The organism is Caulobacter sp. LjRoot300, from assembly GCF_964253875.1.
In the GTDB taxonomy this organism is placed as follows: Bacteria; Pseudomonadota; Alphaproteobacteria; order Caulobacterales; family Caulobacteraceae; genus Caulobacter.
Genome location: NZ_CAXUSA020000003.1, coordinates 480,167 through 503,998 on the forward strand (window position 1 = coordinate 480,167; position 23,832 = coordinate 503,998).

General features: G+C 68.3%; 25 protein-coding genes. 20 read left to right on the forward strand and 5 right to left on the reverse strand.

Annotated elements, in window-relative coordinates:
* The first annotated feature begins 60 nt into the window (after positions 1-60).
* The 5 genes from ACSQ2G_RS12305 to ACSQ2G_RS12325 are packed head-to-tail and all read left to right on the forward strand — an operon-like array spanning position 61 to position 5,630.
* A complete protein-coding gene (locus tag ACSQ2G_RS12305) occupies positions 61-1,317 on the forward strand; it encodes a hydrolase (protein WP_436031198.1) in 1,257 nt (418 codons plus the stop codon).
* Between the two features lie 2 nt (positions 1,318-1,319).
* Positions 1,320-2,324 (forward strand): arginine N-succinyltransferase, encoded by a 1,005-nt coding sequence (locus ACSQ2G_RS12310; RefSeq protein WP_436031200.1) that lies wholly within the window; start codon positions 1,320-1,322, stop codon positions 2,322-2,324.
* Positions 2,321-3,775: a succinylglutamate-semialdehyde dehydrogenase gene (gene astD, locus ACSQ2G_RS12315; protein WP_436031201.1), complete on the forward strand. Its 1,455-nt coding sequence runs from the start codon at positions 2,321-2,323 to the stop codon at positions 3,773-3,775. Before ACSQ2G_RS12310 ends, astD begins: the two co-directional genes overlap by 4 nt.
* A complete protein-coding gene (astB, locus tag ACSQ2G_RS12320) occupies positions 3,772-5,115 on the forward strand; it encodes an N-succinylarginine dihydrolase (protein WP_436031203.1) in 1,344 nt (447 codons plus the stop codon). Before astD ends, astB begins: the two co-directional genes overlap by 4 nt.
* Positions 5,116-5,117: 2 nt before the next feature.
* Positions 5,118-5,630 (forward strand): N-acetyltransferase family protein, encoded by a 513-nt coding sequence (locus tag ACSQ2G_RS12325; protein WP_436031204.1) that lies wholly within the window; start codon positions 5,118-5,120, stop codon positions 5,628-5,630.
* Here the strand turns inward: ACSQ2G_RS12325 and ACSQ2G_RS12330 are convergent.
* Positions 5,627-6,430 carry a LytTR family DNA-binding domain-containing protein gene (locus ACSQ2G_RS12330; RefSeq protein ID WP_436031206.1) on the reverse strand — a complete coding sequence of 268 codons (804 nt, stop codon included), beginning with the start codon at positions 6,428-6,430 and terminating at the stop codon, positions 5,627-5,629. The two genes, ACSQ2G_RS12325 and ACSQ2G_RS12330, sit on opposite strands and share 4 nt — an antisense overlap.
* A 135-nt stretch (positions 6,431-6,565) precedes the next feature.
* Between ACSQ2G_RS12330 and ACSQ2G_RS12335 the strand changes: the two genes are divergently transcribed.
* Entirely contained in the window at positions 6,566-7,774 is a 1,209-nt protein-coding gene (locus ACSQ2G_RS12335; protein WP_436031207.1) for an acyltransferase family protein, read from the forward strand.
* Here the strand turns inward: ACSQ2G_RS12335 and phhA are convergent.
* Both phhA and hspQ read right to left on the reverse strand, forming a co-directional pair.
* A complete protein-coding gene (gene phhA, locus ACSQ2G_RS12340; RefSeq protein ID WP_436031209.1) occupies positions 7,732-8,613 on the reverse strand; it encodes a phenylalanine 4-monooxygenase in 882 nt (293 codons plus the stop codon). The two genes, ACSQ2G_RS12335 and phhA, sit on opposite strands and share 43 nt — an antisense overlap.
* Positions 8,614-8,694: 81 nt before the next feature.
* Complete coding sequence (hspQ, locus tag ACSQ2G_RS12345; RefSeq protein WP_145687186.1) at positions 8,695-9,024, reverse strand: heat shock protein HspQ; 330 nt, start codon at positions 9,022-9,024, stop codon at positions 8,695-8,697.
* A 160-nt stretch (positions 9,025-9,184) separates the two neighbouring features.
* Here hspQ and ACSQ2G_RS12350 point away from each other — a divergent pair, with 160 nt between their 5' ends.
* The 13 genes from ACSQ2G_RS12350 to ACSQ2G_RS12410 all read left to right on the forward strand — a co-directional run bounded on the left by ACSQ2G_RS12350 (position 9,185) and on the right by ACSQ2G_RS12410 (position 21,448).
* Complete coding sequence (locus ACSQ2G_RS12350; RefSeq protein WP_436031211.1) at positions 9,185-10,312, forward strand: Ppx/GppA phosphatase family protein; 1,128 nt, start codon at positions 9,185-9,187, stop codon at positions 10,310-10,312.
* Positions 10,309-11,016, forward strand: a complete 708-nt coding sequence (locus tag ACSQ2G_RS12355) for an RlmE family RNA methyltransferase (protein ID WP_436031213.1) — start codon at positions 10,309-10,311, stop codon at positions 11,014-11,016. Before ACSQ2G_RS12350 ends, ACSQ2G_RS12355 begins: the two co-directional genes overlap by 4 nt.
* 256 nt (positions 11,017-11,272) lie before the next feature.
* The gene (locus ACSQ2G_RS12360; protein ID WP_436031215.1) at positions 11,273-11,476 is read left to right on the forward strand and encodes a hypothetical protein; all 204 of its coding nucleotides are present in this window, start codon (positions 11,273-11,275) and stop codon (positions 11,474-11,476) included.
* A gap of 138 nt (positions 11,477-11,614) precedes the next feature.
* Positions 11,615-13,078, forward strand: a complete 1,464-nt coding sequence (gene guaB / locus ACSQ2G_RS12365; protein WP_436031217.1) for an IMP dehydrogenase — start codon at positions 11,615-11,617, stop codon at positions 13,076-13,078.
* Positions 13,079-13,081: 3 nt separating this feature from the next.
* A complete protein-coding gene (locus ACSQ2G_RS12370) occupies positions 13,082-13,477 on the forward strand; it encodes an MAPEG family protein (protein WP_436031219.1) in 396 nt (131 codons plus the stop codon).
* An 8-nt stretch (positions 13,478-13,485) separates the two neighbouring features.
* The gene (locus ACSQ2G_RS12375; RefSeq protein ID WP_436031221.1) at positions 13,486-14,766 is read left to right on the forward strand and encodes an RsmB/NOP family class I SAM-dependent RNA methyltransferase; all 1,281 of its coding nucleotides are present in this window, start codon (positions 13,486-13,488) and stop codon (positions 14,764-14,766) included.
* Between the two features lie 105 nt (positions 14,767-14,871).
* Positions 14,872-16,431: a glutamine-hydrolyzing GMP synthase gene (guaA, locus tag ACSQ2G_RS12380; protein ID WP_436031223.1), complete on the forward strand. Its 1,560-nt coding sequence runs from the start codon at positions 14,872-14,874 to the stop codon at positions 16,429-16,431.
* 646 nt (positions 16,432-17,077) lie between these two features.
* Positions 17,078-17,233, forward strand: a complete 156-nt coding sequence (locus tag ACSQ2G_RS12385) for a hypothetical protein (protein ID WP_436031225.1) — start codon at positions 17,078-17,080, stop codon at positions 17,231-17,233.
* Between the two features lie 133 nt (positions 17,234-17,366).
* Positions 17,367-17,510: a hypothetical protein gene (locus tag ACSQ2G_RS12390; RefSeq protein ID WP_436031227.1), complete on the forward strand. Its 144-nt coding sequence runs from the start codon at positions 17,367-17,369 to the stop codon at positions 17,508-17,510.
* 71 nt (positions 17,511-17,581) lie between these two features.
* Positions 17,582-18,832 carry an MgtC/SapB family protein gene (locus ACSQ2G_RS12395; RefSeq protein ID WP_436031229.1) on the forward strand — a complete coding sequence of 417 codons (1,251 nt, stop codon included), beginning with the start codon at positions 17,582-17,584 and terminating at the stop codon, positions 18,830-18,832.
* 161 nt (positions 18,833-18,993) lie between these two features.
* Positions 18,994-20,121 carry a patatin-like phospholipase family protein gene (locus ACSQ2G_RS12400; protein ID WP_436031231.1) on the forward strand — a complete coding sequence of 376 codons (1,128 nt, stop codon included), beginning with the start codon at positions 18,994-18,996 and terminating at the stop codon, positions 20,119-20,121.
* 164 nt (positions 20,122-20,285) lie between these two features.
* Positions 20,286-20,453, forward strand: a complete 168-nt coding sequence (locus tag ACSQ2G_RS12405) for a hypothetical protein (RefSeq protein ID WP_436031233.1) — start codon at positions 20,286-20,288, stop codon at positions 20,451-20,453.
* Positions 20,454-20,482: 29 nt separating this feature from the next.
* Positions 20,483-21,448 (forward strand): zinc-dependent alcohol dehydrogenase family protein, encoded by a 966-nt coding sequence (locus ACSQ2G_RS12410; protein ID WP_436031235.1) that lies wholly within the window; start codon positions 20,483-20,485, stop codon positions 21,446-21,448.
* 42 nt (positions 21,449-21,490) lie between these two features.
* On the opposite strand, the gene ACSQ2G_RS12415 is transcribed toward ACSQ2G_RS12410, so the two are convergent.
* Positions 21,491-21,613 (reverse strand): hypothetical protein, encoded by a 123-nt coding sequence (locus ACSQ2G_RS12415; protein ID WP_436031237.1) that lies wholly within the window; start codon positions 21,611-21,613, stop codon positions 21,491-21,493.
* Between the two features lie 2 nt (positions 21,614-21,615).
* On the opposite strand from ACSQ2G_RS12415, the gene ACSQ2G_RS12420 reads away from it, so the two are divergent.
* Positions 21,616-21,900: an ATP-binding protein gene (locus ACSQ2G_RS12420; protein ID WP_436031962.1), complete on the forward strand. Its 285-nt coding sequence runs from the start codon at positions 21,616-21,618 to the stop codon at positions 21,898-21,900.
* A gap of 162 nt (positions 21,901-22,062) precedes the next feature.
* Here the strand turns inward: ACSQ2G_RS12420 and ACSQ2G_RS12425 are convergent, their stop codons facing one another.
* A complete protein-coding gene (locus tag ACSQ2G_RS12425) occupies positions 22,063-23,763 on the reverse strand; it encodes a SulP family inorganic anion transporter (RefSeq protein ID WP_436031239.1) in 1,701 nt (566 codons plus the stop codon).
* Between the last annotated feature and the right edge of the window lie 69 nt (positions 23,764-23,832).

Below are 23,832 nucleotides of genomic sequence, written 5' to 3' on the forward strand. Positions count from 1 at the left end.
AGGAAGCACGAATTGTCCGCGGCCCTTGGTTTAGTTTGAACTGAGGGAGACAGTGGATTCATGCGACTCAACGACGAGGATCGCGCCGTTCTGCGACATCTGGCTGGCCAGGGCCCGCTGATCATCGATCGCGCGGTCGCCTGGTGCGCCATCAACTCGGGAAGCCGGCACCTGGCCGGCCTCGAGCGCCAGCGGCAAGTCTTGCTCGACGCCTTCGGAAACCTGCCGGCCGCGCCGACCGACATCCCGCTGGGCGCCTCGCCCGAGGTCGGGGCCGACGGTCGCGTCGGCGAGCAGGCGCATCCGGCGGCGATCGCCGTGGTCGTGCGGCCCGAAGCGCCGGTCCAGGTCGTGCTGACCGGCCACTACGACACCGTTTATCCCGAGACCTCCGGCTTCCAGACGGTCACGACGCGCCCCGACGGCGCGCTGCACGGTCCGGGGATCGCCGACATGAAGGGCGGGATCTCGGTGATGCTGGCGGCGCTGGAGGCCTTCGAGCGCCATCCGCTGGCCCACAAGCTCGGCTATCGCGTGCTGCTGTCGCCGGACGAGGAGATCGGCTCGGTCGCCTCGGCCCCGATCCTGGCGCAGTTCGCCCACCTTGGGCATGTGGGCCTGACCTACGAACCGGCCCTGGCCGACGGCGCCCTGGCCAGCGCCCGCAAGGGTTCGGGCAATTTCCATATCGTCGTCCACGGCAAGGCCGCCCACGCCGGGCGCGACTTCGCCGCCGGTCGTAACGCTGTGATGGAGGCCGCCCGGATCGCTCAGGCCCTGCACGCCCTGAACGGCCTGCGCGAAGGGGTGACCTGCAACATCGCCAAGATCGACGGCGGTTCGCCGCTGAACATGGTGCCTGACGTGGCCGTGGTGCGGTTCAATGTCCGCTTTCCCGCCGCCGAGGACGCCGCCTGGTTCGAACGCGAGGTCGAGAGGATCGTCGCCGCGACCGGCGACGGGCTGCACGCCCACCTCCATGGCCGGATCACTCGCGGCGCCAAGCCGTTCAACGCCGCCCAGCAACGCCTGTTCGGGGCGGTGAAGGACGTAGGCGCGCTGCTGGGCCAGGACATCGCCTGGAAGCCATCCGGCGGGGTCTGCGAGGGCAACAACCTGTTCGCCTCGGGCCTGCCCAATGTCGACACCCTGGGCGTGCGCGGCGGCGACATCCACAGCGAGGCCGAGCACGCCTGGCCCGACAGCTTCGTCGAGCGCGCCCAGCTGTCGGCCCTGATCCTGATGAAACTGGCCAGCGGCGAGATCGACGGTCTGGCCCTGCGCGCCGCCATGACCGACCTCGCGGAGACCGTCTAAGCATGCTCGTCGTCCGTCCCGCGCTGCCCGCCGATTTCGACAACCTGATGGAGTTGGCCGTACTGTCGGGCCGTGGCTTCACCAGCCTGCCGGCCGACGAGCAGACCCTGCGCTCGCGCCTGGCCCTGTCCCAGGCCAGCTTCCATTCCGAGGTCGCCGCGCCCGAGGCCTGGTACACTCTGATGCTCGAGGATCTCGAGGCCGGCGACATCGTCGGGGTGGCCGGGATCAAGGCGGGGGTCGGCCTGAAGCGGCCGCACTTCTCGTTCCGGGTCGTGACCCTGGCCCAGTCCTCGCCCACCCTGGACAAGCGCTTCGACCACCGGGCCCTGGTGCTGGTCAACGAATGCGCCGGCTGGTCGGAGGTGGGTTCGCTGTTCCTCAAGCCCGAGCGCCGCAAGGGCGGGGCGGGGCGACTGCTGGCCCAGTCGCGCTACATGCTGATCGGCCTGGAGCCGCAGCGCTTCGCTGAGATGGTGCTGGCCGAGCTGCGTGGCTGGTTCGACGAGGATGGCGGCTGTCCGTTCTGGGACCATGTGGCCAGCAAGTTCTTCCGCTTGGAGTTCGACGAGGCCGACCGGATGAGCGCCTCCACCGACGGCCAGTTCATCCTCGACCTGGCGCCACGCCACCCCATCTATGTCGAACTGCTGCCGTCGGCCGCGTCGGAGACCCTGGGCCGGGTGCACCGCGAGGGCGAGGCGGCCCGAGCCATGCTGGAGGCCGAGGGCTTCCGGTTCTCGGGCCTGGTCGACATCTTCGACGCCGGTCCGACCGTGGCGGCGCGGCGCGACGACATCAAGACCGTGCGCGAGGGGCGGCGATTGCGCGTGCGGCTGGGCGAGGACGCCTATGGCGAGGAGGCCCTGATCTCCTCGGGCGCGGTCGCCAGCTTCCGGGCGGTGCGGGCCCCGGTGCTGATCGACGGCGAGACGGCGATCATCGGCCGCGACGCGGCGGCGGCCCTGGGCGTGAGCGAAGGCGAGATGGTGCGGGTGAAGGCATGAGCGGCGGCGTGTTCATCGACGGGGTCTGGCGCGTCGGCGCCGGAGCGGAAGCGGTTTCGGTCGATCCGGCCACCGGCGAGGTCATCTGGCACCAGGCCGCGGCCGGTCCGGCCGACGTGGCGGCGGCGGTCGCGGCGGCCCGCAAGGCGTTCCCGGCCTGGGCCGACCTGCCGCGCGAAGAGCGGATCGCGGTCCTGCGCCGCTACAAAGATGTGCTGGTCGCCCGCACGACGACCTTCGCCGAGGCCCTGAGCCGCGAGACCGGTAAGGCGCTGTGGGAGACCAAGGCCGAGTTGGGCTCGATGGCGGGCAAGGTCGACGCCTCGATCAAGGCCTATGAGGAACGCACCGGCGAGCACGAAAACGCCATGGTCTTCGGCCGGGCGGTGCTGCGCCACCGGCCGCACGGGGTGATGGCGGTGCTGGGGCCGTTCAACTTCCCGGGCCACCTGCCCAACGGCCATATCGTGCCGGCCCTGCTGGCCGGCGACACGGTGGTGTTCAAGCCGTCGGAGGAGACGCCCCTGGCCGGCCAGCTACTGGTCGAGGCGCTGGAGGCGGCCGGCGTTCCGCCCGGCGTCGTCAACCTGGTCCAGGGCGGGCGCGAGGTCGGTCAGGTCCTGATCGACCAGGAGATCGACGGCCTGCTGTTCACCGGTTCGGCCGCCGCCGGCGCCGTCTTCCGCCGCCATTTCGCCGACCGGCCGGACGTGATCCTGGCCCTGGAGCTGGGCGGCAACAATCCGCTGGTGGTCTGGGACGCCGGCGACGCCGAGGCCGTGGCGGCCCTGGTCGTGCAGTCGGCCTTCATCACCACCGGCCAGCGCTGCTCCTGCGCCCGGCGGGCGATCGTTTCGGACGACGCGGCGGGGCGGGCGGTGATCGACGCTGTGGCGGCCCTGTCCGAGCGCCTTGTGATCGGCCCATGGAATGGCGGCGAGGAGCCCTTCATGGGGCCACTGATCTCGAACCGGGCGGCCGCCATGGCTCTGGCCAGCGCCCGGGCCATGCCCGGCAAGGCGGTACGCGCCATGACGGCCGTAGACGGTCTGAGCGGGGCGTTCGTCTCGCCGGGCCTGGTCGACGTGACCGGTGAGACCGTGCCGGACGAGGAACTGTTCGCCCCCCTGCTGCAGGTGCGTCGCGTGGGCTCGTTCGACGAGGCGATCGCCGCCGCCAACGCCACGCGTTACGGCCTCTCGGCGGGGCTGATCTCCAATGAAACAGCCCATTGGGACCATTTCCTGAAGCGGATCCGGGCGGGGGTCGTCAACTGGAATCGCCCGACCACCGGCGCGGCCGGGACCATGCCGTTCGGGGGCCTGGGCAGCTCCGGCAACCACCGGCCCAGCGCCTACTACGCCGCCGACTACTGCGCCTATCCGGTGGCCAGTTTCGAGGCGCAGGGCGTGGCCAATACGCTGGGCGATATCAAGGGCCTGCGCGAATGACATCACGCGCGGTCGAGGCCAACTGCGACGGCCTGGTCGGGCCGACCCACTCCTATGTTGGTCTGTCGCCGGGCAACATTGCCAGCCAGGCCAACGCCGGCGAGGTCTCCAATCCGCGCGCCGCGGTGCTGGAGGGCCTGACCAAGATGCGCAAGCTGGCCGACTGGGGCGTGCCGCAGTTCGTGCTGCCGCCGCACGAACGGCCGGATCTGGCCCTGCTGCGGTCGATCGGCTTCACCGGCTCCGACGCCCAGGTGCTGGAAACGGCCTGGAAGGACGCGCCGGCCCTGGCGGCGGCGGCCTGCTCGGCCTCGCCGATGTGGGCCGCCAACGCCGCGACGGTCACGCCCAGCGCCGACACGGGCGACGGCCGCATCCACTTCACCCCGGCCAACCTGCTGACCAACCTGCATCGCAGCCTCGAAGGGCCGCAGACCGCGCGCGGCCTTCGCCGACTGTTCCCGGACAAGGCCCGGTTCGCCGTGCACGACACGCTGCCGGCCCAGCCGCACTTCGCCGACGAGGGCGCGGCCAACCATGTGCGGCTGTGCGCCGACCATGGCGAGGCCGGCGTGAACCTGTTCGTCTGGGGGCGCGAGGCCTGGGAGCATTGGGACGGCCGCTATCCCGCCCGCCAGACCCGCGAGGCCTTCGAGGCGGTCGAGCGTCGACATGGCGCGGCGCGCGGCGTCTTCGCCCGCCAGGGCCGGGCGGCGATCGACGGCGGGGCGTTCCACAACGACGTGGTCTGCGTCGGCACGCGTGAGTGCCTGCTGTTCCACGAGCGCGCGTTCGAGGACCGCGCGGCGATGGAGGCCGACATCCGCCGCGCCGCCGACGGCCTGTTCGAACCGGTCTTCGTCGAGATCAGCGAGGCCGACCTGCCGATGGACGATCTGGTGAAGAGCTATCTGTTCAACTCCCAGCTCCTGGTCCTGCCGGGCGAGGACCGCTTGGTGCTGCTGGCGCCCGGCGAGACCCGCGACAACCCCCGCGCCCACGCCGCCGCCCAGGGGCTGGCCAGCTCGAACGGCCCGATCGGCCGGGTGGAGTATGTCGACGTCCGCCAGAGCATGCGCAACGGCGGCGGGCCGGCCTGCCTGCGGCTGCGGGTGGTGCTGACCGAGGCCGAACTGGCCGCGACCAATCCCGCCCAGCGCTTCGACGCCGTCCTGCATGGGCGCCTGAACGCTTGGGCCGAGCGTCGCTATCGCGACCGCCTGGCCCCGGCCGACCTGGCCGACCCGTCGCTGATCGTCGAAGGCCGCGAGGCGCTGGACGACCTGACGACGATCCTCGACCTTGGCGGCGACTTCTACCCGTTCCAGAGGGCCGCCTGACCATGAGCGACTTCACCATCCGACCCGCGACCCCCGCGGACGCGGCCGCCGTCCTGGCCCTGCACCGCAAGGTCGCCGCCCAGCCTGGCGGCCTGGCGCGGCAGCCCGAAGAGGTGACGGCCGACTATGTCGCCCACGCCCTGGCGGCCGCGGCGGACGGCGGCGTCAATCTGGTCGCGGTGGGCGCCGATGGGGCGCTGTGCGGCGAGCTGCATGTCGAGCGGATGAAGGTGGCGATCTTCGCCCATGTGCTGACCGACCTGACCGTGGCGGTCGACCCGGACTGGCAGGGCAGGGGCGTCGGCTCGGCCCTGTTTCGCGCCCTGATCGACACGGCGCGGACGATGACGCCGCCGGTCGGCCGGATCGAGCTGTGGACCGGCGCGGCCAATTCCGGCGCCCAGCGGCTCTACGAGCGGCTGGGGTTCAGGATCGAGGGCCGGATGATCGGGCGGGGGCGGCTGCCGGACGGCACGGTCGACGACGACATCGTCATGGGACTGTTGCTGGATTAGCCGCGCAGCGCCGTCAGCGCCTGCGGGAAGCGCCGCGACAGCGGCACCTCGACGCCGCCGAGCTCGATCGCATAGTCGCCCGAGCCTTCGGGGCGCAGGCCCGTCACCCGGCTGGGATTGACCAGCCAGGAGCGATGGGTGCGCACGAAGCCGTGCTCGGCCATGCCGGTCTCCAGGGCGCCGAGCGAGGTCCGCATCAGCGGTCGCCGGCCGTCGGCCAGCAGGAACTCGGCGTAGTTGCCGGCCGAGCGTACGGCCAGGATCTCGGCGACAGGCACGCGGACCAGGCGGGCGCCGTCGCGGATGTCGAAACTGGCGGCGGCTGTCGCCGTCGGGGCGTGGGCGGCGGCCTCGCGGGCGCTGCGTCTCAGCGACAGATAGAAGATGATTGAGGCCAGGCCGTAGGCCAGCAGGTCCTTGCGGAACTCGTAGGGGAATTCCGTCGACAGCGGTCCGAACCGGTACGGGCCGTCCATCAAGGCCAGATAGGTCAGCTTCCGCAGGGCGACGAAGCCGGAGACGTGCAGTACCGAATAGAGCACGACCGCCGCCAGGTGGACGGGCAGGGCGCGCCACCAGCGCGGCTCCGTCCGTGTGGTCCACACCGCCACGGCGGCGGGGAGCGTGAAGATCACCATCGTCACCAGGGCGCTGCTGGCTTCCCAGATCGCTGGGGCCAACGTGCCGAGGCGCGGTGCGTCATGGCGGACGGTCAGGACGTTGACCACGGCGATGCAGGAGACCAGGCCCGCGCCCAGCAGCCAGGCGCGCCAGACGCCCTGGCGTTCTTCGCCGCTCATCCCGAAAAGCGCGCCGCTCGTCCCTGGGCGTTTTCCGCTCGTCCCTGCCGGCGGCCGCCCGTCCCCCGGCGCTTGGCTGGCGTCGGTGGTCCGGGCCACGACGTTCGCATCGTTTTTCACGCCGGACGCCCCGTCATGCCCTTGACCGCTTCAATCCCTGACCGCCGCTACGACCTCGACTGGATTCGGGTCGGGGCGTTCTTCCTGCTGATTCTGTATCACGTCGGCATGTTCTACGTGCCGTGGGACTGGCACGTGAAGTCGCCGCATCCGGTCGAAAAACTGGAATTGGCGATGTTCCTGACCAATCCCTGGCGCCTGACGCTGCTGTTCCTGGTGTCGGGCGCGGCGACTCGGTTCATGGCCGACAAGGTCACGGTCGGGAAACTGACCAGGTCGCGGATCGCCCGCCTGCTGCCGCCGCTGCTGTTCGCGATGGTCGTGATCGTGCCGCCGCAGTCCTACTATCAGATCGTCGAATACGTGGCCGCCCATCCGGGGACCTCGTTGACGGTGGATAATTTCTGGGTCCGGTACATCACCGCCTCGGGCCACTGGTGCACCCCCGAAGGTTGCCTGATCACCCCGACCTGGAACCACATGTGGTTCGTGGCCTACCTGCTGTTCTACACCCTGGTGCTGGCGGGCCTGCTGCTGGTCTGGCGGCGGCTGGGCGCCCATCTGCAGGCCGCCGCCGAGGCGGCGCTGCGCGGCTCCGGCCTGATCCTGTGGCCGATCCTGTTCCTGGGCCTGCTGCGCGCCACCCTCTATCCGCGCTTCGGCGAGACCCACGCCCTGGTGGGCGACCACTATGTCCACGCGGTGTCGTTCTCGGCCTTCCTGCTGGGGTTCGGCCTGGCCAAGTCCGAAGCGCTGCGCCAGCGGCTGATCGCGGCGCGCTGGCCGGCCCTGGTCCTGGCGGTCGCGGGCTATCTGGGCTGGGCGACCTACGCCTATGTCTATCGCAACGACACGCCGATCCCGCCCGAGTGGCTGCGGCCGATCATGCGCTTCGTCCAGGCCACTGACGCCTGGTGCTCGATCGCCGCGATCCTGGGTTTCGGGGCCAAACATCTGAACCGGGGCGGACCCGTCCTGCGCTACCTGACGCTCGGCGTGTTCCCGTTCTACCTGGTGCACCAGACCCTGATCGTGGTGATGGCGCACCACCTGGCCAAGCTGGGCCTGCCCCAGTCACTGGAGGCGCTGATCCTGGTCGTCCTGACCTTCGCCGGCTGCTTCGCCACCTACGAGATCGTCCGGCGCGTCCCCGGAGTGCGGCTCCTGTTTGGCCTGAAGAGTCAGCCGCCCGCCGAGGCCAGCCGCCCGCCGGTCTTCGCATAGGCCTGGGTCCCGGCGGTGATCAGCCGGTCGGCGCCAGTGATCTCGGCGATGCCGAGGTCGCCGACGCCGACCAGGCGGTCATAGAGCGGGCCGAAGTCGCGCAGGGTCACCTCCTGCAGGGTCTGGATCGACGGGATGACGAAATAGACCTGCTGGAAGTCGTCGATCCGATAGGGCGTGCGCATCACCCGCTCCAGGTCGAAGCCGATGCGGTTGGGGGAGGGATCGTCGAGGGCGAAGATCGACTCGGCGCGGGAGGAGACGATGCCAGCGCCGTAGATGCGCAGGCCGGCCGGGGTCTCCATCAGTCCGAATTCGACGGTGTACCAGTAGAGCCGAGCCAGGTTGGCCAGCCGGCCCAGGCCCAAGGCCCGCTGCCCGCCCTGGCCGTAGGCCTGCATGTAGTCGGCGAACACCGGGTCGGTCAGCATCGGCACATGGCCGAACACGTCGTGGAAGACGTCCGGCTCCTGCAGATAGTCCAACTGGTCGGGCTTGCGGATGAACTGGCCGGCCGGGAAGCGGCGGTTGGCCAGGTGGTCGAAGAACACGTCGTCGGGCACCAGGCCGGGCACGGCCACCACGCTCCAACCGGTCAGGCGCTGGAGTTCCTCGTTGATCCGCCGGAAATCGGGAATGCCCGAGCGATGCAGGTCCAGGGCGTCGAGGCCGCGCAGGAAGGCGTCGCAGGCCCGGCCCGGCAGCAGGGCGGTCTGGCGCTCATAGAGGGTGATCCAGACCTCGTGCTCGGCCTGGGCGTAGGTCTCCCAGCCCTGGTCGATCGTCCAATCGGCGGCCGCGCCGGGAGGCGGGCCGCTGCCAAAACCGTCTGCGCTCATGAAGCGACGTTACGCCCGCCCGGCGGCAAATTCCGTTCGGATTTTGCGCGAGAACCGAGATCGCTCGGAGAGAGTTTGCGTCTAGTGCGAGATCCGGGGGCGAAGCTTGTAGGCGCCGTGGTCGAAGCTCTCGAAAATCACAGCCGCCTGGGGATGGCCCACCGGCTCGCCGGTTTCGTCGGCCAGCAGGTTCTGCTCGGAGACATAGGCGACATAGGTGTTGTCGTCATTCTCGGCCAGTAGGTGGTAGAATGGCTGGTCCTTGGTCGGCCGGATGTCCTCGGGGATGGAGTTCCACCATTCCTCGGTGTTGGCGAACACCGGGTCGACGTCGAACACCACGCCCCGGAACGGGAAGATCCGGTGCTTGACCACCTGGCCGATCGCGAATTTGGCAAGTCTCGAATTCATGTCGAGCAGCCTACACGAGTCTCCTGACTAGAACCTGAACGTAGACTTCCGTCATCGGATAACAAGGCGAGGCCTTCCGGCGCGGGAATCTCGCCGCTATGCTCGCTTCCGAAGTGAGGTGGTTCGGCATGAATCGCCTGCGAGACAAGGTGGAACGACCATGTCGGAGGCGCCGAGCGCGCCCGGCGCGCCTCAGCCTTCGGGCTCGGGCCGGCGCCGGCCGCCGGGCGAGCAGTCGTGCTATGCGGCGCTCGACCTGGGTACGAACAACTGCCGCCTGCTGGTGGCGACCCCTTCGCCGCGCGGCTTTCGCGTCGTCGAGGCCTATTCCCGCATCGTGCGTCTGGGCGAGGGGCTTTCCCAGACGGGTCAACTCTCGGACGAGGCCATGGACCGCTCCATGGCCGCCCTGAAGGTCTGCGCCGAGAAGATTCGCCGCCGCAAGGTCGTGCGCGTGAAGGCGGTGGCCACCCAGGCCTGCCGGGGTGCGACCAATGGTCCCGACTTCGTGCGCCGCGTGGCCGAGGAGACCGGCCTGCGGCTGCAGATCATCACCCCCAAGGAGGAGGCCCAGCTGTCGGTGGCCGGCTGCATGAGCCTGTTCGACCGCGACGCCGAGGCCGCCTTGGTCGTCGATGTCGGCGGCGGCTCGACCGAGCTGTCGTGGGTGGACCTCAAGGGCGGCGGGCTGGACAGCAAACCGCGCCAGTTCGCGGCCTGGAAGCTGCCGATCAAGGCCTGGCTGTCGATCCCGATCGGCGTGGTCACCCTGGCCGAGCGCTTTCCCGAGGGCGAGCGGGTGGAGGAGGGCTGGTTCCGGGCCATGGTCGACGCAGTCAAGGCGCGGATCGAGGCCTTTCCGCACGCCGAGCCGATGCGGCGGCTGTTCGAGAACGGCCGCGCCCACATGGTCGGCACGTCCGGCGCCATCACCAGCCTGGCGGGCCTGCACCTGGGCCTGCCGCGCTACGACCGCAACATCGTCGATGGCCTGTGGATGCAGCGCCACGAGTGCGAGGCGGCGGCCGATCGCCTGCTGACCCTGACCGCCCGGGAGCGGGCCCTGGAGCCTTGTATCGGCGCCGATCGCGCCGATCTGGTGCTGGCCGGAGCGGCGATCCTGCAGGCGGTTCAGGAGCTTTGGCCGTGTTCGCGCGTGCGTGTCGCCGATCGGGGGCTTAGAGAGGGGCTCCTGATGTCCCTGATGTCCGATCAACAGCAAAAGCCGCGCCGGCGTCGGCGAGGCGGCGCGGGTCGGGCGTCCCGCCCCTCGACGGTGAACGCATGAACGACGAACCTCCCCGCAAGCGCATGGTCAAGCCGCCGGCCGGCGGCAACGAGAGCGGCCGCGCCAAGCCGGCGCGCCTGAAGACCGCCTTTGGCCGCACACCCTCGCAGCAGGCCTGGCTGGAGCGCCAGATCAACGACCCGTTCTCGGCCAAGGCCCGCGCGCTGGGCTATCGCAGCCGCGCGGCGTTCAAGATCAGCGAGATCGACGACAAGCACCGGTTCTTCAAGAAGGGTGCGAAGGTCATCGACCTGGGCTGCGCGCCGGGCGGCTGGCTGCAGATGGCCACCGAGCGTGGGGTGACCGATATCGTCGGCGTCGACCTGCTGCCGGTCGATCCGGTGGCGCCGGCCCATATCCTGGAGATGGACTTCACCGACCCCGCCTGTCCGCCGAAGATGCTGGAGCTGCTGGGCGGCGCGCCGGACCTGGTGATGTCGGACATGGCCCCCAACACCGTCGGCCACCGAGAGACCGACCACCTGCGGATCGTCGGCCTGATCGAAATCGGCGCCGACTTCGCCATTGAGGTGCTCAAGCCCGGCGGGGCCTTCGTCGCCAAGGCCTTCCAGGGCGGCGAGACGGCGGCGGTGATCGCCCAGCTCAAGAAGCACTTCGACAAGGTCGTCCACTTCAAGCCCAAGGCCAGCCGCAGCGACAGCTCCGAGGTCTTCCTGGTGGCGACGGGGTTCAAGGGGCGGTAGAGCGCCCCAAGGAGTTCCCGATATTTCGAGCTGATAAAATAACGTCTAAATTGAATTCGCATATCCGGATCTCGCCCAAGAAGAGATCGGTTAGATTGCAGGGAAATTAAATCCTCCATTGGATGTGTTTTCCTTGTCTTTTTCCCACTGAAACTGACTGCGGGACGAAATTTGCATTTCGAACTCTTGTGGTGACGAGATTCTGCGCGTGACCATCGTTAGGCGTATTCGACGCGTCACCACGAGAGGCTGTTAGATGTCAAAATCGCTCTGTATCGCCATCGCTCTCGCCATTGGACTGGCGGCCTCCTCGCCGTCCGCCTTCGCCGCGCCCTGCAAGGACGCCAAGGGCAAGTTCACCAAGTGTCCGGCCGCCGCCCCGGCCAAGCCGGTCAAGTGCAAGGACGCCAAGGGCAAGTTCGCCAAGTGCTCCACGCCCGGCGCCAAGCCCATTCCCTGAGGCGATCCGGCGGCGTCGAGCTTCGTTCGACGCCGCCGACCCTGAACTTCCGGCCCCCTCGTCACCATTTATGCCGCCAAATCAGGTCGACACGACGGCCCTGCATAGGTATACGCGGCTCGCAAAATGGAGACTCCAATGGAGATTCGCGAAGGGCTCACCTTCGACGACGTTTTGCTCGAACCCGGTCCGTCAGACGTCATGCCTACCCAGGTGACGACCGAGACCAAGTTTACGCGTGAAATCAGTCTGAACATCCCGCTCGTGTCCGCCGCCATGGACACGGTCACCGAAAGCCGGCTCGCCATCGCCATGGCCCAGGCCGGCGGCATGGGCATCCTGCACCGCAACCTGACGGTCGAGGAACAAGCCGACCACGTGCGCGAAGTGAAGCGCTACGAAAGCGGCATGGTCATCAATCCGCTGACCATCAATCCCGAAACCACCCTGGCCGAGATCCGCGAGATCAAGGCCCGCCGGAAGATCTCGGGCTTCCCCGTGGTCGAGCCCAAGAGCGGCAAGCTGGTCGGCATCCTGACCAACCGCGACATGCGGTTCGAGGGCGACGACAAGGTGCCGGCCTCGGCCCTGATGACCCGCGAGAACCTGATCACGGTGTCTGAAGGCATCGATCACCGCGAGGCGCGCGAGTTGCTGCGCAAGCACAAGATCGAACGCCTGATCGTCGTCGACGAAGCCTATCGCGCCGTCGGCCTGATCACAGTCAAGGACATCGAGAAGGCTCAGGCCCACCCCCTGGCCGCCAAGGACGACAAGGGCAGGCTGCTGGTCGGCGCGGCCTCGACCGTCGGCGACGCGGGCTTCGAGCGCTCGATGGGCCTGGTCGACGCTGGCGTCGACGTGGTCGTCATCGACACCGCCCACGGCCACTCCAGCCAGGTCGCCCAGGCGGTCAGCCGCCTCAAGCGCGAAGCCAACCGCGTGCAGATCGTGGCCGGCAACATCGCCACCTACGACGCCGCCCGCGCCCTGATTGACGCCGGCGCCGACGCGGTGAAGGTGGGCATCGGTCCGGGCAGCATCTGCACCACTCGCATCGTCGCCGGCGTGGGCGTGCCGCAGCTGACCGCCATCGCCGAAGCCGTCCGCGCGGCCCGCGAGAGCGGCACCCCGGTCATAGCCGACGGGGGCATCAAATATTCGGGCGACCTGGCCAAGGCCATCGCGGCCGGGGCCTCGACCGCCATGATGGGCTCGATGTTCGCCGGCACCGAAGAGGCGCCCGGCGAGGTGTTCCTGTACCAGGGCCGCTCGTACAAGAGCTATCGCGGCATGGGGTCGGTGGGCGCCATGGCCCGCGGTTCGGCCGACCGCTACTTCCAGAAGGACATCACCGACAGCTTCAAGCTGGTGCCGGAAGGCATTGAAGGGCAAACGCCTTTCAAGGGCCCGATAGCCCCGGTGCTGCACCAGCTGGTCGGCGGCCTGCGGGCGGCGATGGGCTATGTCGGCGCGCCGGATATCCTGGAGTTCCAGAAGCGGGCCCGCTTCGTGCGGATCACCGGCGCTGGCCTGCGCGAAAGCCATGTCCACGACGTGATGATCACCCGGGAAGCGCCGAACTATCCGAGCGCGGTCTAGCCGGTGCGGATGGCTCTCGAACTTCAGATGCTGGGCTGGGCCGTCGTGATCGGCCTGGTCCACCTGCTCTGGGCGGCCGCGGCCGCCCAGCCGCAGCGCGGTCTGAAGTGGAACGTGGGCCCTCGCGACACGCCGGTGGTGCTGACGGGCATGGCGGGGCGCCTCGAGCGCGCCTTCGCCAATTTTCGCGAGACCTTTCCGCTCTTCGCCGCCGCCGTGCTGGTCGCCTATCTGGGCGGTCGGCTCGGCATGCTCGCGGCCCATGGAGCGGTGCTCTATGTCGGCGCGCGGGCGATCTACATCTTTCTCTATGCCTTCGGCGTGCCGGTCATCCGCTCGCTGGTCTGGCTGGCTTCCCTGATCGGCATCGGCCTGATCCTGGCGGCCTTGGTGATCTGAAAGCAAATATGCGCGACGGCGGCAGACTAGCAGCGGCGATCGAGGTCCTGACCGAGATCGAGACGCGTCATTTCCCCGTACGGATGGCGCTGAAGCGCTGGGGCGAGAGCGCCCGCTATGCGGGGTCCAAGGACCGCGCCTTCGTCTCGGGCCTGGCGCTGGACGCCCTGCGCCGCAAGCGCTCGCTGGGCTGGATGATGGGCGACGACAGCCCGCGCGGCGTGGTGCTGGGCGTGCTGGCCCAGGACTGGAAGTGGTCGCTGGACCGTATCGCCGAAGCCGCTGGCGAGGAGCACGGACCGGGCGTCCTGACCGAATTGGAGCGCGAGCGCCTGGTCTCGCCTCGGTCGCTGGCGGACGCGCCGGCTCCGGTGGCCGGCGACTACGCTGACTGGCTGCAGCCGCACCTGGCGCGCGCCCTGGGCGCCGACCACGGGGCCGAGATGGCCGCCCTGGCCGAGCGCGCGCCCGTCGACCTGCGCATCAACCTCCTGAAGACCGATGTCGAGCGCGGCGGCAAGGCGGTGGCCCTGATCGGGGCCGAGCCGGCCGGTGTGCTGGACACCGCCTTCCGCATCCCCGCGCCGGGCGCCGCCGACCGTACGCCCTCGGTCGAGGCCGTGCCGGCCTTCTCCAAAGGCTGGTTCGAGGTTCAGGATCTCGGCTCGCAGATCGCCGCCGCCACGGCCGGGTTGATCAAGGGCAAGCAGGTGCTGGATTTCTGCGCTGGGGGCGGGGGCAAGACCCTGGCCCTGGCCGCGGCCATGGGCAACAGCGGCCAGATCTACGCCCACGACAGCGATGCCCGTCGCCTGGCCGACACCATCCGCCGCGGCCAGAGGGCAGGGGTCCGTAACCTGCAGATCCGCTCGCCGATCGAGGGCGAGCCGCTGAAGGGTCTCGAAGGCAAGCTGGACCTGGTGTTCGTCGACGCCCCGTGCACCGGCTCGGGCACCTGGCGACGCCACCCTGACGCCAAGTGGCGGCTGTCGCCCGACCAACTGGCCAAGCGCCAGATCGAGCAGGACGCGGTGCTGGCCGACGCCGCCGACTTCGTGAAGCCGGGCGGCCGCCTAATCTATGTCACCTGCTCGCTGCTGGCCGAGGAGAACGAGGACCGCGTGGCCGCCTTCGTCGAGCGCCATCCGGGCTTTTCGGTCAAGCCGATCACACTGGCGGGCGTCGAACGGCACCTGACGACGGAAGGCTATCTGCGCTTGACCCCGCATCGCGCCGGCACCGACGGCTTCTTCGCCGCGGTGATCGAGCGCGGGTCCTACGTGCCCTAGAGCCCGCCCGACCGCTCACGGTTGGGACGAAAGGGCTCGCAAAGAACGATATTGCTCCCGACAGGGAGACCGAACCGAAACAATGACGCTGGAGAGCTGCCGCCCATGACCGCCGAACCCCACCACCAGCGCGTCCTGATCGTCGACTTCGGCAGCCAGGTGACCCAGCTGATCGCGCGCCGGGTGCGCGAGGCCGGCGTCTATTGCGAAATCCATCCGTTCGACAAGGCCGAGGCGGTCGTCGACGACTACGCCCCCAGCGCCATCATCCTGTCGGGCGGTCCGGCCAGCGTGCTGGAAGAGGACAGCCCCCGCATCGGCCGTAAGCTCTTTGACCTGGGCGTGCCGATGCTGGCCATCTGCTACGGCCAGCAGCTGCTGTGCGACCTGCTGGGCGGCAAGGTCGAGGGCGGCCATGCAGGTGAGTTCGGCCGCGCCGAGCTGACCATCGGCAAGCCGAGCCCGCTGTTCCAGGGGCTGGCCGGCGTCGGCGAACTGGAAACCGTCTGGATGAGCCATGGCGATCGCGTCACCGCCATCCCCGAAGGTTTCGAAGTCATCGCCACCTCGACCGGCGCGCCGTTCGCCGCCATCGCCAATGACGTCAAGAAGATCTACGCCGTCCAGTTCCACCCCGAGGTGGTGCACACGGTCAACGGCTCGCGGATCTACAAGAACTTCCTGGCCCTGGCCGGCCTGAAGGGCGACTGGACGATGGCGGCGTTCCGCCAGGAGATGGTCCAGAAGATCCGCGATCAGGTCGGCGACGGCAAGGTGATCTGCGGCCTGTCCGGCGGCGTCGACAGTTCGGTGGCGGCCGTCCTGATCCACGAGGCGATCGGCGACCAACTGACCTGCGTGTTCGTCGACACCGGCCTACTGCGCAAGAACGAGGCCGATCAGGTCGTCACCCTGTTCCGCGACCATTACAACATCCCGCTGATCCACGTGGACGCCGGCGACCTGTTCCTGGGCGAGCTGGCCGGGGTCAGCGATCCCGAAACCAAGCGCAAGACCATCGGCCGGCTGTTCATCGACGTCTTCGACAAGGAGGCGGCCAAGATCGAGGGCGCGGCGCTCCTGGCCCAGGGCACGCTCTATCCCGACGTGGTCGAGAGCGTCTCGGCCCGCGGCGGCCCCTCGGCGGTGATCAAGAGCCACCACAATGTCGGCGGCCTGCCCGACTTCATGAAACTGAAGCTGGTCGAGCCGCTGCGCGAGCTGTTCAAGGACGAGGTCCGCGCCCTGGGCGTCGAGCTGGGCCTGGCGCCGGCCTTCGTCGGCCGCCACCCGTTCCCGGGCCCCGGCCTGGCCATCCGCATCCCCGGCGAGATCACGCCCGAGAAGGTCAAGGTCCTGCAGGACGCCGACGCCATTTACCTCGAAGAGATCCGCAACGCCGGCCTCTACGACAAGATCTGGCAGGCCTTCGCCGTGCTCCTCCCGGTCAAGACGGTGGGAGTCATGGGCGACGCCCGCACCTACGAGAACGTCCTGGCCCTGCGCGCGGTCACCTCGACCGACGGCATGACGGCTGACTTCTTCGAGTTCCCCTGGGACGTGCTGGGCAAGACCGCCACCCGGATCATCAACGAGGTCCGCGGCGTCAACCGGGTCGTCTACGACGTCACGTCCAAGCCGCCCGGCACGATCGAGTGGGAGTGAAAGGGGCGTCATTTTGGGGCTATCGGGCGCTATCGAAAATAGCACCTAAGCCACTGAAACAAAACGTGTTTTTGTTCAAGGGGGAGCGCTGGCAATCGCCGGCGCTCTTTTCGTTTGACGGTATGGCTGACGGCAAGCCGCCGATCTTGCCCAATTGACCTTTGGCGATATACCGTCAGAAAAATACGTCATGACGGCATTTTTCGACCTTAAGTCCCTGAAATCGCAATCGAAAACGTGAAATCATCGGGCCATTTTTGGCTGACGTATCTTCGCGCGGCTTTCGGCTGGTTTCGGGCTAGCCGGAGACCGTCCATGCTCAATGACAGCGAGCTTAAAAGCTTGAAACTACAGGGTAAAATCTACAAGGTCGCTGACCGTGACGACATATAGGTCACGGTGTTTCCGACCGGCTCCATCACCTTCCGTCTCGACTACCGTCTTAACGGCCGGCGCGAGAGCCTGACGCTTGTTCGCTACGGCCCCGACGACCACACTGTTCCGGGCTCGCGAACTGGGGATGGAAGCCCGAAAGGAGGTCAGGGAAGGGCGCTCGCCCATGATCGATAAGCAGCGCTCCAAGGCCAAGCTTCAAGCCGCTAGGACCTTTGGCGAGTTTGCCGAGGAGTAACTTGAGAACGGACGAATGGCCGACGGCACGCGGGCCATGCGTCGGAGCATCTATGAGCGCGATGTCGCCGCACCTTTTCAGAACCGGCTGCTGACCGAGTTCGAACCAACCGACATCCGCAACCTCTGCCAGAAGATCAAAGACCGCGACGCTCCGGCCACAGCCCTCTAGCAGGTTCCTATCGAATGTCCTGCCCTTGGACACTAGCTCGGCTATTGGAGCATATCCAGAACACTGAAGTTGGGTGCGCAATCGTTTATGCGAGCGCTAGCCGGATCACCCATGGGGTTTTGGGCGCGGCCACATGACGTTGATCCGGGTGTCGAGGCAGATCGACGAGCGCGACGTCGCCGCGGTCTTCCAAATCCGTCTGCTCACGAAGATCGAACCGGTCGACCAGGCCAGCGCCGCGGCACGCTGGCCGCAGAGGGAATGTCGAGCCGTTTGATCTGGCGCAGGACGGCCCCGCCAGTCTGAGCCAGAGTGAGGTTTGGCCTCTCAAGCGAACGAGGACTGGGTGTGGCGGCGGAACCTTTCGAGCGGCTTGGGCTGGCCTTGGCGATCGGCTTCCTAATCGGAATTGAGCGTGGCTGGCGCGCGCGCGACGTCGCCGAAGGGGGGCGTGCCGCCGGACTGCGGACCTACGCCCTGTCGGGTCTGCTCGGCGGGGTCTCGGGGATGCTGAGCCAGATCCTGGGCGGCTGGGCCATGTTGACGCTTGGCTTGCCGTTCGCGGCGGCCTTCATCCTCTTCAAGCAGCGGGAACAGCGCGATGACAACGACCATTCGGCCACCGCCATCGTCGCGGGCCTGTTGACCTTCGGCCTTGGGGCCTTGGCGGTGATTGGCGATGAGCGCGTCGCCGCCGCCGCCGCCGTGGCGGTCGCGGGCCTGCTGGCGGGCAAGGAGGTGCTGCACACCTGGCTCAAACGCCTGACTTGGCCCGAACTCCGAGACGCGCTGGTCTTGCTCGCCATGACCTTCGTGGCCTTGCCGCTTTTGCCAAACCGCCCCTTTGGCCCCTACGGCCTGGTCAACTTCGCAGAACTCTGGGTGCTGACCATCGCCATGGCGGCGATTTCCTTTGTCGCCTACGCCGCGATCAAGGTGTGGGGGCCGGCGCGGGGCGCCTTGCTGGCCAGCGCGGCTGGAGCGCTGGTCTCGTCGACAGCGGTGACCTTCTACCTGGCTCGACTGCAAAAAGAGGTCCCCAACCCCTTCGCCCTGGCGGGCGCGGCCCTGGTCGCCAGCGCCATCATGGCGATCCGGCTGGGGGCCATCACCTTGGCGCTCTGGCCGCCTTTGTTCTGGTCGCTGTCGGCGCCGCTGGGCGTGTTCGCCGCGCTCTCAACGGTCCTTGGCTTGGGGGCGACCGCCTTGGCGTCGACCGGCGAGGCCGCGCCGTCGCCGTCCTCGGCCAAGAACCCCTTTGAACTGGGGCTGGTGCTGAAATTCGCTCTGGTGCTCGGCGTCATCATGGCGGCGTCAAGGGTCGCCGCCGGCCTTTACGGTCCGTCCGGCCTTCTGCCGGTGGCGGCGCTCGGCGGCCTGGTCGACGCTGACGCGGTCACCCTGTCGGTCGCCCGCATGAGCGCGGGGGGCATGGCCATCGGCGTCCCCGGCCAGGCGGTGCTGCTGGCCGCCACGGTCGACAGCTGTTCGAAGATGGTCATCGCTTGGGGGGTGGGCGGCTCGCGCTTTGGCGCCTTCTATGCGGCGGGAACCCTGTTGGCGCTGGCCGCAGCGGCCGGCGTCTGGGCGTGGCTCTGAAGCCTCTCGTCGCGACTGGCCCGGGGCGCGGCGGTGTCTCGCGGCCCAAAGTGATCGAGATCAAATCCGCGATCGGCGCTGTCGCCATATTACGCAGAGCGTCTTTCCAACCCGTCTTATGGGGGTTCGGCTCTGTGGATTGATGGCGAATGGAGCCTGTCGTGTCGAAGCCGTGGATAAAGCCGCTTGGCCGTACCGATCCGCCGCCGCCTGGCGCGCCCGCCGAACCGGCCGGTTTTGACAAGGTGCGTTTCATCAACGGCGCGGCGCAGGACGATCCGGTTTGGCCGTTCGGTGGCCTGCGGCCCCGCGACCAGGCGGCGGCGATGAAAGACCTCAACGTTCTGGCGCTTTCTGGCGGCGGGGCCGGCGGGGCGTTCGGGGCCGGAGCCCTGGTCGGTCTCACCGAGACAGGGACGCGTCCGGTCTTCGACCTGGTGACGGGGGTCAGCACCGGCGCTTTTATTGCGCCCTTCGCCTTTCTTGGACCAACCTGGGATCATCGCCTGACCGAGGCTTATTGCGACGGCCACGCCGCCGACCTCCTGGCGCTCAAGGGCCTGAGGCCGGGCGCGAGCCTTTTCGGCGCCGAACCGCTCACGGCGCTTGTCGGACGCTACATCGACGCGCCGCTGCTGGCGGCGGTCGGGGCGGCCCATCAGGCTGGGCGGCGGCTCTTTGTCGCCACCGCCAATCTGGACACCGAGGCCACATCGATCTGGGACATGGGTGCGATCGCCAGCCGGGGCGGCCAGGCGGGGCTGGCCCTCTTTCGCGACATTCTCGTGGCTTCGGCCAGTCTTCCAGGGTTGTTTCCGCCCAAGATGATCGCGGTGGTGAGCCAAGGTCGGCGCTACGAAGAAATGCATGTGGATGGCGGGACGATCAGTCCGCTGTTCGTGGCGCCCGAGCCCCTGGCGTTCACGCGGCCGCCCGGGCGGCCGGGCCGCGGCGTCGAGGTCTACGCCCTGGTCAACACAACGCTCGATGGCGGGGCGGCGACGACGTCCATGAGCGTGATCCCCATCCTGATGCGTAGCTTCGAACTGATGCTCAAGACCTCCTATCGCAATGCTCTGCGGACCGTGGCCGCCTTCTGCGAGATCAATGGATTCGCGCTCCACACCGCCTGCGTGCCCGCTGAACTTGGCGGCGTCAGCATGCTGCGCTTTGAAGGCCCGGCCATGACCGACATGTTCGATCGTGGCGTTCGCGCCGCCCGAGACGGCCGGTTATGGTCGACCGTGACCGCGCCAGCCGATCGCGCCGCGTCGGCGGCGGCTTCCTGATCGCGCCATTCTACGCTGACGCCTGTGTCTCGACGCAAGGTGCGCGGAACTGGCCGTTGGCGTCGGTTCGACGATTGTTGATCACCATCAAGTCGGAGGCGGCGGTGAGGGAGAAGATGATAGGCGCGCCAGTCGCGCGCCTTCATCCCGATGGAGCTTCACCCATGAGCGCTCGAGCCGACAAACCTGTCTCGCCGGTCTTCACCCGGCCCCGCGACGTCGATGGCGACGCCATCACGGCCGCGTTTCAAGACGGCGCCTCGCCAAGGACTGCCGGGCCTGAGGGCAAGGCCATCGCTGCCGAGCCTTCCTGCTTCCGGGCCGAGGCCTAATGTTGGCGATGGTTCTGGAGGGCGGCCGCTTGACACCCGCCCTGCGTCACACGCCAAGGCCCAGCGCCGGTGAGGTTCTGCTGCGCGTGCGGTGCTGCGGTGTCTGCCGCACGGATCTTCATCTTTTGGACGGCGATCTGCCCGTCCGGAACGGCGTCGTTCCAGGACACGAGATCGTCGGCGTGGTGGAAGCGCTCGGGCAGGGCGTCACGAGCCTGGCCTTGGGACAACGCGTCGGCGTTCCGTGGCTCGGCGGCGCCTGTGGGCGTTGCCGCTTCTGTCGCCAGGGTGCGGAAAACCTCTGCGATCTCGCGCGGTTCACCGGCTGGACGCGCGATGGCGGCTATGCGGAAATGACGGTCGCGGACGCGCGCTTCTGCTTCGTCCTACCCGACGGGCTCGACGATCTCGAGGCCGCGCCGCTGCTCTGCGCCGGCCTGATCGGTTTTCGTGCCTGGCGCATGGCGATGCAGGGACGGGTCGTCGATCGGCTGGGGCTCTATGGCTTTGGCGCCGCCGCCCACCTCCTGGCTCAATTGGCGATCGCCGAGGGGCAGAAAGTCTACGCCTTCACCAAGCCCGGCGACCTGGCCGCCCAGGACCTCGCGCTTGAACTGGGCTGCCTGTGGGCGGGCGCGTCGGACGCCGCGCCGCCCGAACCGCTGGACGCCGCCATCCTGTTCGCGCCGATCGGCGCGCTCGTGCCGCTCGCCTTGCGGGCGGTCCGCAAGGGCGGCGGCGTGGTGTGCGCGGGGATCCATATGAGCCAGATCCCGGCCCTCGACTATGCCGACCTGTGGGGCGAGCGAACCCTGGTCTCAGTGGCCAATCTCACCCGCGCCGACGCCCAGGACTACCTGCCGCGCGCCGCCGCTGCGGGCGTCCGCCCTCACGTCAAGGTCTACGGTCTGCGCCAGGCCGCCCAGGCGCTGGCAGACTTGCGCGCCGGCGCCTTCACGGGGGCGGCGGTGTTGCGGATCGATCCGCCCCTATGATCGGACAAGCCGTTGGATGACGTCGTCGGCGTGCGACCGAGCCTATGTTGCGGTTGCGGTTGCGGTTGCGGTTGCGGCTGCGGCTGCGGTGTCGGCGAAGGCGAAGAGCGAAAGATCGGCGCCGTCGACCATCCCGTGCTCGACGAAGGCGTCGAAATTGATCACCGATCGCCAGTAGGCTTCGTCGACCAGCCCGACCGACTGGGTTCAAGCGGTTCTCCCAGGCGGATGGCTCGTCCACCCGCAAGCATGGCGGCACGGGCCTGGGCCTGGCGATCTGCAAGGGTCTTGTCGACGCCATGGGCGGTCGGATCGGCGTTTCCAGCAAGGCCGGACAAGGGGCCAGCTTCTGGTTCGAGGCACCGGCCGCCAGGAGCACGCGTGGGACTGTCGAGAGCGACCGCAGCGCGATCTCCATCCCCGATGGGATGCCGCTTTCTGGTCGTCGATGACAATGCGGTCAGTCGCGACCTAGAGCATAGCGCGGAAAAGTGGACACCGGTTTTCTGCAAAAGCGACGCGAAAACAAAAGTCTAGAGCAAGCGGCGCGATTCCTATATCGCGCGGCTTGCTCTAGGCCCGGGCGCAGGACGGCGCGGTTAAGCTGACAACACCTATCGGGCCGACCCATGTTTCACGCGCGCGGTGGCCAGGGCTTTGGCTACGGTCGTCTTGAACCGCACCTGTGGTGGCCGCAGGCCGTGCATCAGCAGAACCCGGCGTACAGAACGCCCGGCGCCGGCGAAGTAGACATCGACGCCGTGACGGCGGACCTTGTGGACGAAGGCTTCGAGCGTGGCCGCTGCGGTGGAGTCGAGCACGGGCACGACGGAAACGTCGATGACATAGGCTTTGGGATGCTCGCCGATGCTGTCGAGCGCCGCCGCGACCGCTGCCGCCGCCCCGAAGAAGAACGCGCCCGACAGCCTGAAGACGACGATGTCCGGATCGGTCGTCACGGCCGCATCATAGGGCTCGCGGAGATCATTGGCCGCATCGGGCAAATCCGGCTGAAGGAGCGGCCGCACGGCCTCGACCTCGACGGCCTGGGCCATGCGATGCAGGAACAAGAGCGCCCCGATCGCGAAACCGATGAGGATGCCCTCGGTCAGGCCACGGAACATCACCAGCAGGAAGGTGACCACCACCACCACGGCGTCACCGCGCGAGGCGCGAACGAGGGTCGCGAAGGCATGCCGTTCGGCCATGTTCCAGGCCACAACGCCGAGCACGGCCGCAAGGGCGGCGAGCGGAATGTAGCTGGCCAAGGGCGCGGCCACGAGCATGAACAGCAGCAGGAAAGCAGCGTGCAACATGCCGGCGATCGGGCTGCGCGCCCCGGCCCGGACATTGGTGGCGGTGCGGGCGATCGTGCCGGTGACGCAGATACCGCCAAACAGCGCCGCGCCGATGTTCGCCGCGCCCTGGGCCACCAGTTCGCAGTTGGAGCGGTGACGCCGGCCGCTCATGCTGTCAGCGACCACGGCCGAGAGCAGGCTTTCGATGCCGCCAAGCAGGGCAAAGGATAGCGCGGCCGGCAAGACCTCGATGATCTTGGCCGCCGAAGCGGCCGGCAGATGCGGCGCGGGCAACGCGCGCGGGATGCCGCCAAATACGCTGCCGATCGTATCGATCGGCAGATGCAGGACCTGGGTCAGGCCAGCCGCCAGTACGACCGCGATCAGGAAAGCCGGCCAGTGGGGACGCAGTCGCCGCACGGCGAGGATGACGATGATCGAGGTCAGCGCCACGGATGCCGCCGCCAGGTTGAGGGTGGGCAGCGCCACGCCCAGGGCCGCCAGCTTGTCCAGCAGCGGCCCCGGTTCCTTGCCCACCAGGCGCAGACCCAGGAGATCCTTGATCTGACTGGCGAAGATGATCACCGCGATCCCGGCGGTGAAGCCGACCGTGACCGGATAGGGAATGTACTTGATGAAGGCGCCCAGCCGCAGGACGCCGACAGCGAGCAGGATCACCCCAGACAAGGCGGTGGTCAGCACCAGGCCGTCGATTCCATGCTGCTGCACCGTGGCGCTGACCAGGACGATGAACGCCCCGGCCGGTCCGCCGATCTGGAACCGGCTGCCGCCCAGCGCCGAAACGATGAAACCGCCGATGATCGCCGTGTAGAGCCCGCGGTCGGGAGTCACACCGGACGCGATGGCGATGGCCATGGAGAGCGGCAAGGCGACGATCGCCACGGTAAGGCCTGCCACGACGTCGGCCTTGAAGTCCCGCACGCCATAGCCCTCGCCCAGCACGGTGAGGAGCTTGGGCGTGTAGAGGTCGACGACGGTAGGAGCCTGGGCGACCATTGAAATCCGCTCCATCGGCTGGCGACCTTGACGGTCGTCGGCCCACGATCACGCTCTTCTGATGTATCT

What these genes read in the sequence shown, in the direction of transcription:
- ACSQ2G_RS12305 (WP_436031198.1), top strand. Translation starts at nt 61, where the DNA reads ATGCGACTCAACGACGAGGATCGCGCCGTTCTGCGACATCTGGCTGGC.
- ACSQ2G_RS12310 (WP_436031200.1), top strand. Translation starts at nt 1,320, where the DNA reads ATGCTCGTCGTCCGTCCCGCGCTGCCCGCCGATTTCGACAACCTGATG.
- astD (WP_436031201.1), top strand. Translation starts at nt 2,321, where the DNA reads ATGAGCGGCGGCGTGTTCATCGACGGGGTCTGGCGCGTCGGCGCCGGA.
- astB (WP_436031203.1), top strand. Translation starts at nt 3,772, where the DNA reads ATGACATCACGCGCGGTCGAGGCCAACTGCGACGGCCTGGTCGGGCCG.
- ACSQ2G_RS12325 (WP_436031204.1), top strand. Translation starts at nt 5,118, where the DNA reads ATGAGCGACTTCACCATCCGACCCGCGACCCCCGCGGACGCGGCCGCC.
- ACSQ2G_RS12330 (WP_436031206.1), bottom strand. Translation starts at nt 6,430, where the DNA reads ATGAGCGGCGAAGAACGCCAGGGCGTCTGGCGCGCCTGGCTGCTGGGC.
- ACSQ2G_RS12335 (WP_436031207.1), top strand. Translation starts at nt 6,566, where the DNA reads ATGCCCTTGACCGCTTCAATCCCTGACCGCCGCTACGACCTCGACTGG.
- phhA (WP_436031209.1), bottom strand. Translation starts at nt 8,613, where the DNA reads ATGAGCGCAGACGGTTTTGGCAGCGGCCCGCCTCCCGGCGCGGCCGCC.
- hspQ (WP_145687186.1), bottom strand. Translation starts at nt 9,024, where the DNA reads ATGAATTCGAGACTTGCCAAATTCGCGATCGGCCAGGTGGTCAAGCAC.
- ACSQ2G_RS12350 (WP_436031211.1), top strand. Translation starts at nt 9,185, where the DNA reads ATGTCGGAGGCGCCGAGCGCGCCCGGCGCGCCTCAGCCTTCGGGCTCG.
- ACSQ2G_RS12355 (WP_436031213.1), top strand. Translation starts at nt 10,309, where the DNA reads ATGAACGACGAACCTCCCCGCAAGCGCATGGTCAAGCCGCCGGCCGGC.
- ACSQ2G_RS12360 (WP_436031215.1), top strand. Translation starts at nt 11,273, where the DNA reads ATGTCAAAATCGCTCTGTATCGCCATCGCTCTCGCCATTGGACTGGCG.
- guaB (WP_436031217.1), top strand. Translation starts at nt 11,615, where the DNA reads ATGGAGATTCGCGAAGGGCTCACCTTCGACGACGTTTTGCTCGAACCC.
- ACSQ2G_RS12375 (WP_436031221.1), top strand. Translation starts at nt 13,486, where the DNA reads ATGCGCGACGGCGGCAGACTAGCAGCGGCGATCGAGGTCCTGACCGAG.
- guaA (WP_436031223.1), top strand. Translation starts at nt 14,872, where the DNA reads ATGACCGCCGAACCCCACCACCAGCGCGTCCTGATCGTCGACTTCGGC.
- ACSQ2G_RS12385 (WP_436031225.1), top strand. Translation starts at nt 17,078, where the DNA reads ATGGCCGACGGCACGCGGGCCATGCGTCGGAGCATCTATGAGCGCGAT.
- ACSQ2G_RS12390 (WP_436031227.1), top strand. Translation starts at nt 17,367, where the DNA reads ATGACGTTGATCCGGGTGTCGAGGCAGATCGACGAGCGCGACGTCGCC.
- ACSQ2G_RS12405 (WP_436031233.1), top strand. Translation starts at nt 20,286, where the DNA reads ATGAGCGCTCGAGCCGACAAACCTGTCTCGCCGGTCTTCACCCGGCCC.
- ACSQ2G_RS12425 (WP_436031239.1), bottom strand. Translation starts at nt 23,763, where the DNA reads ATGGTCGCCCAGGCTCCTACCGTCGTCGACCTCTACACGCCCAAGCTC.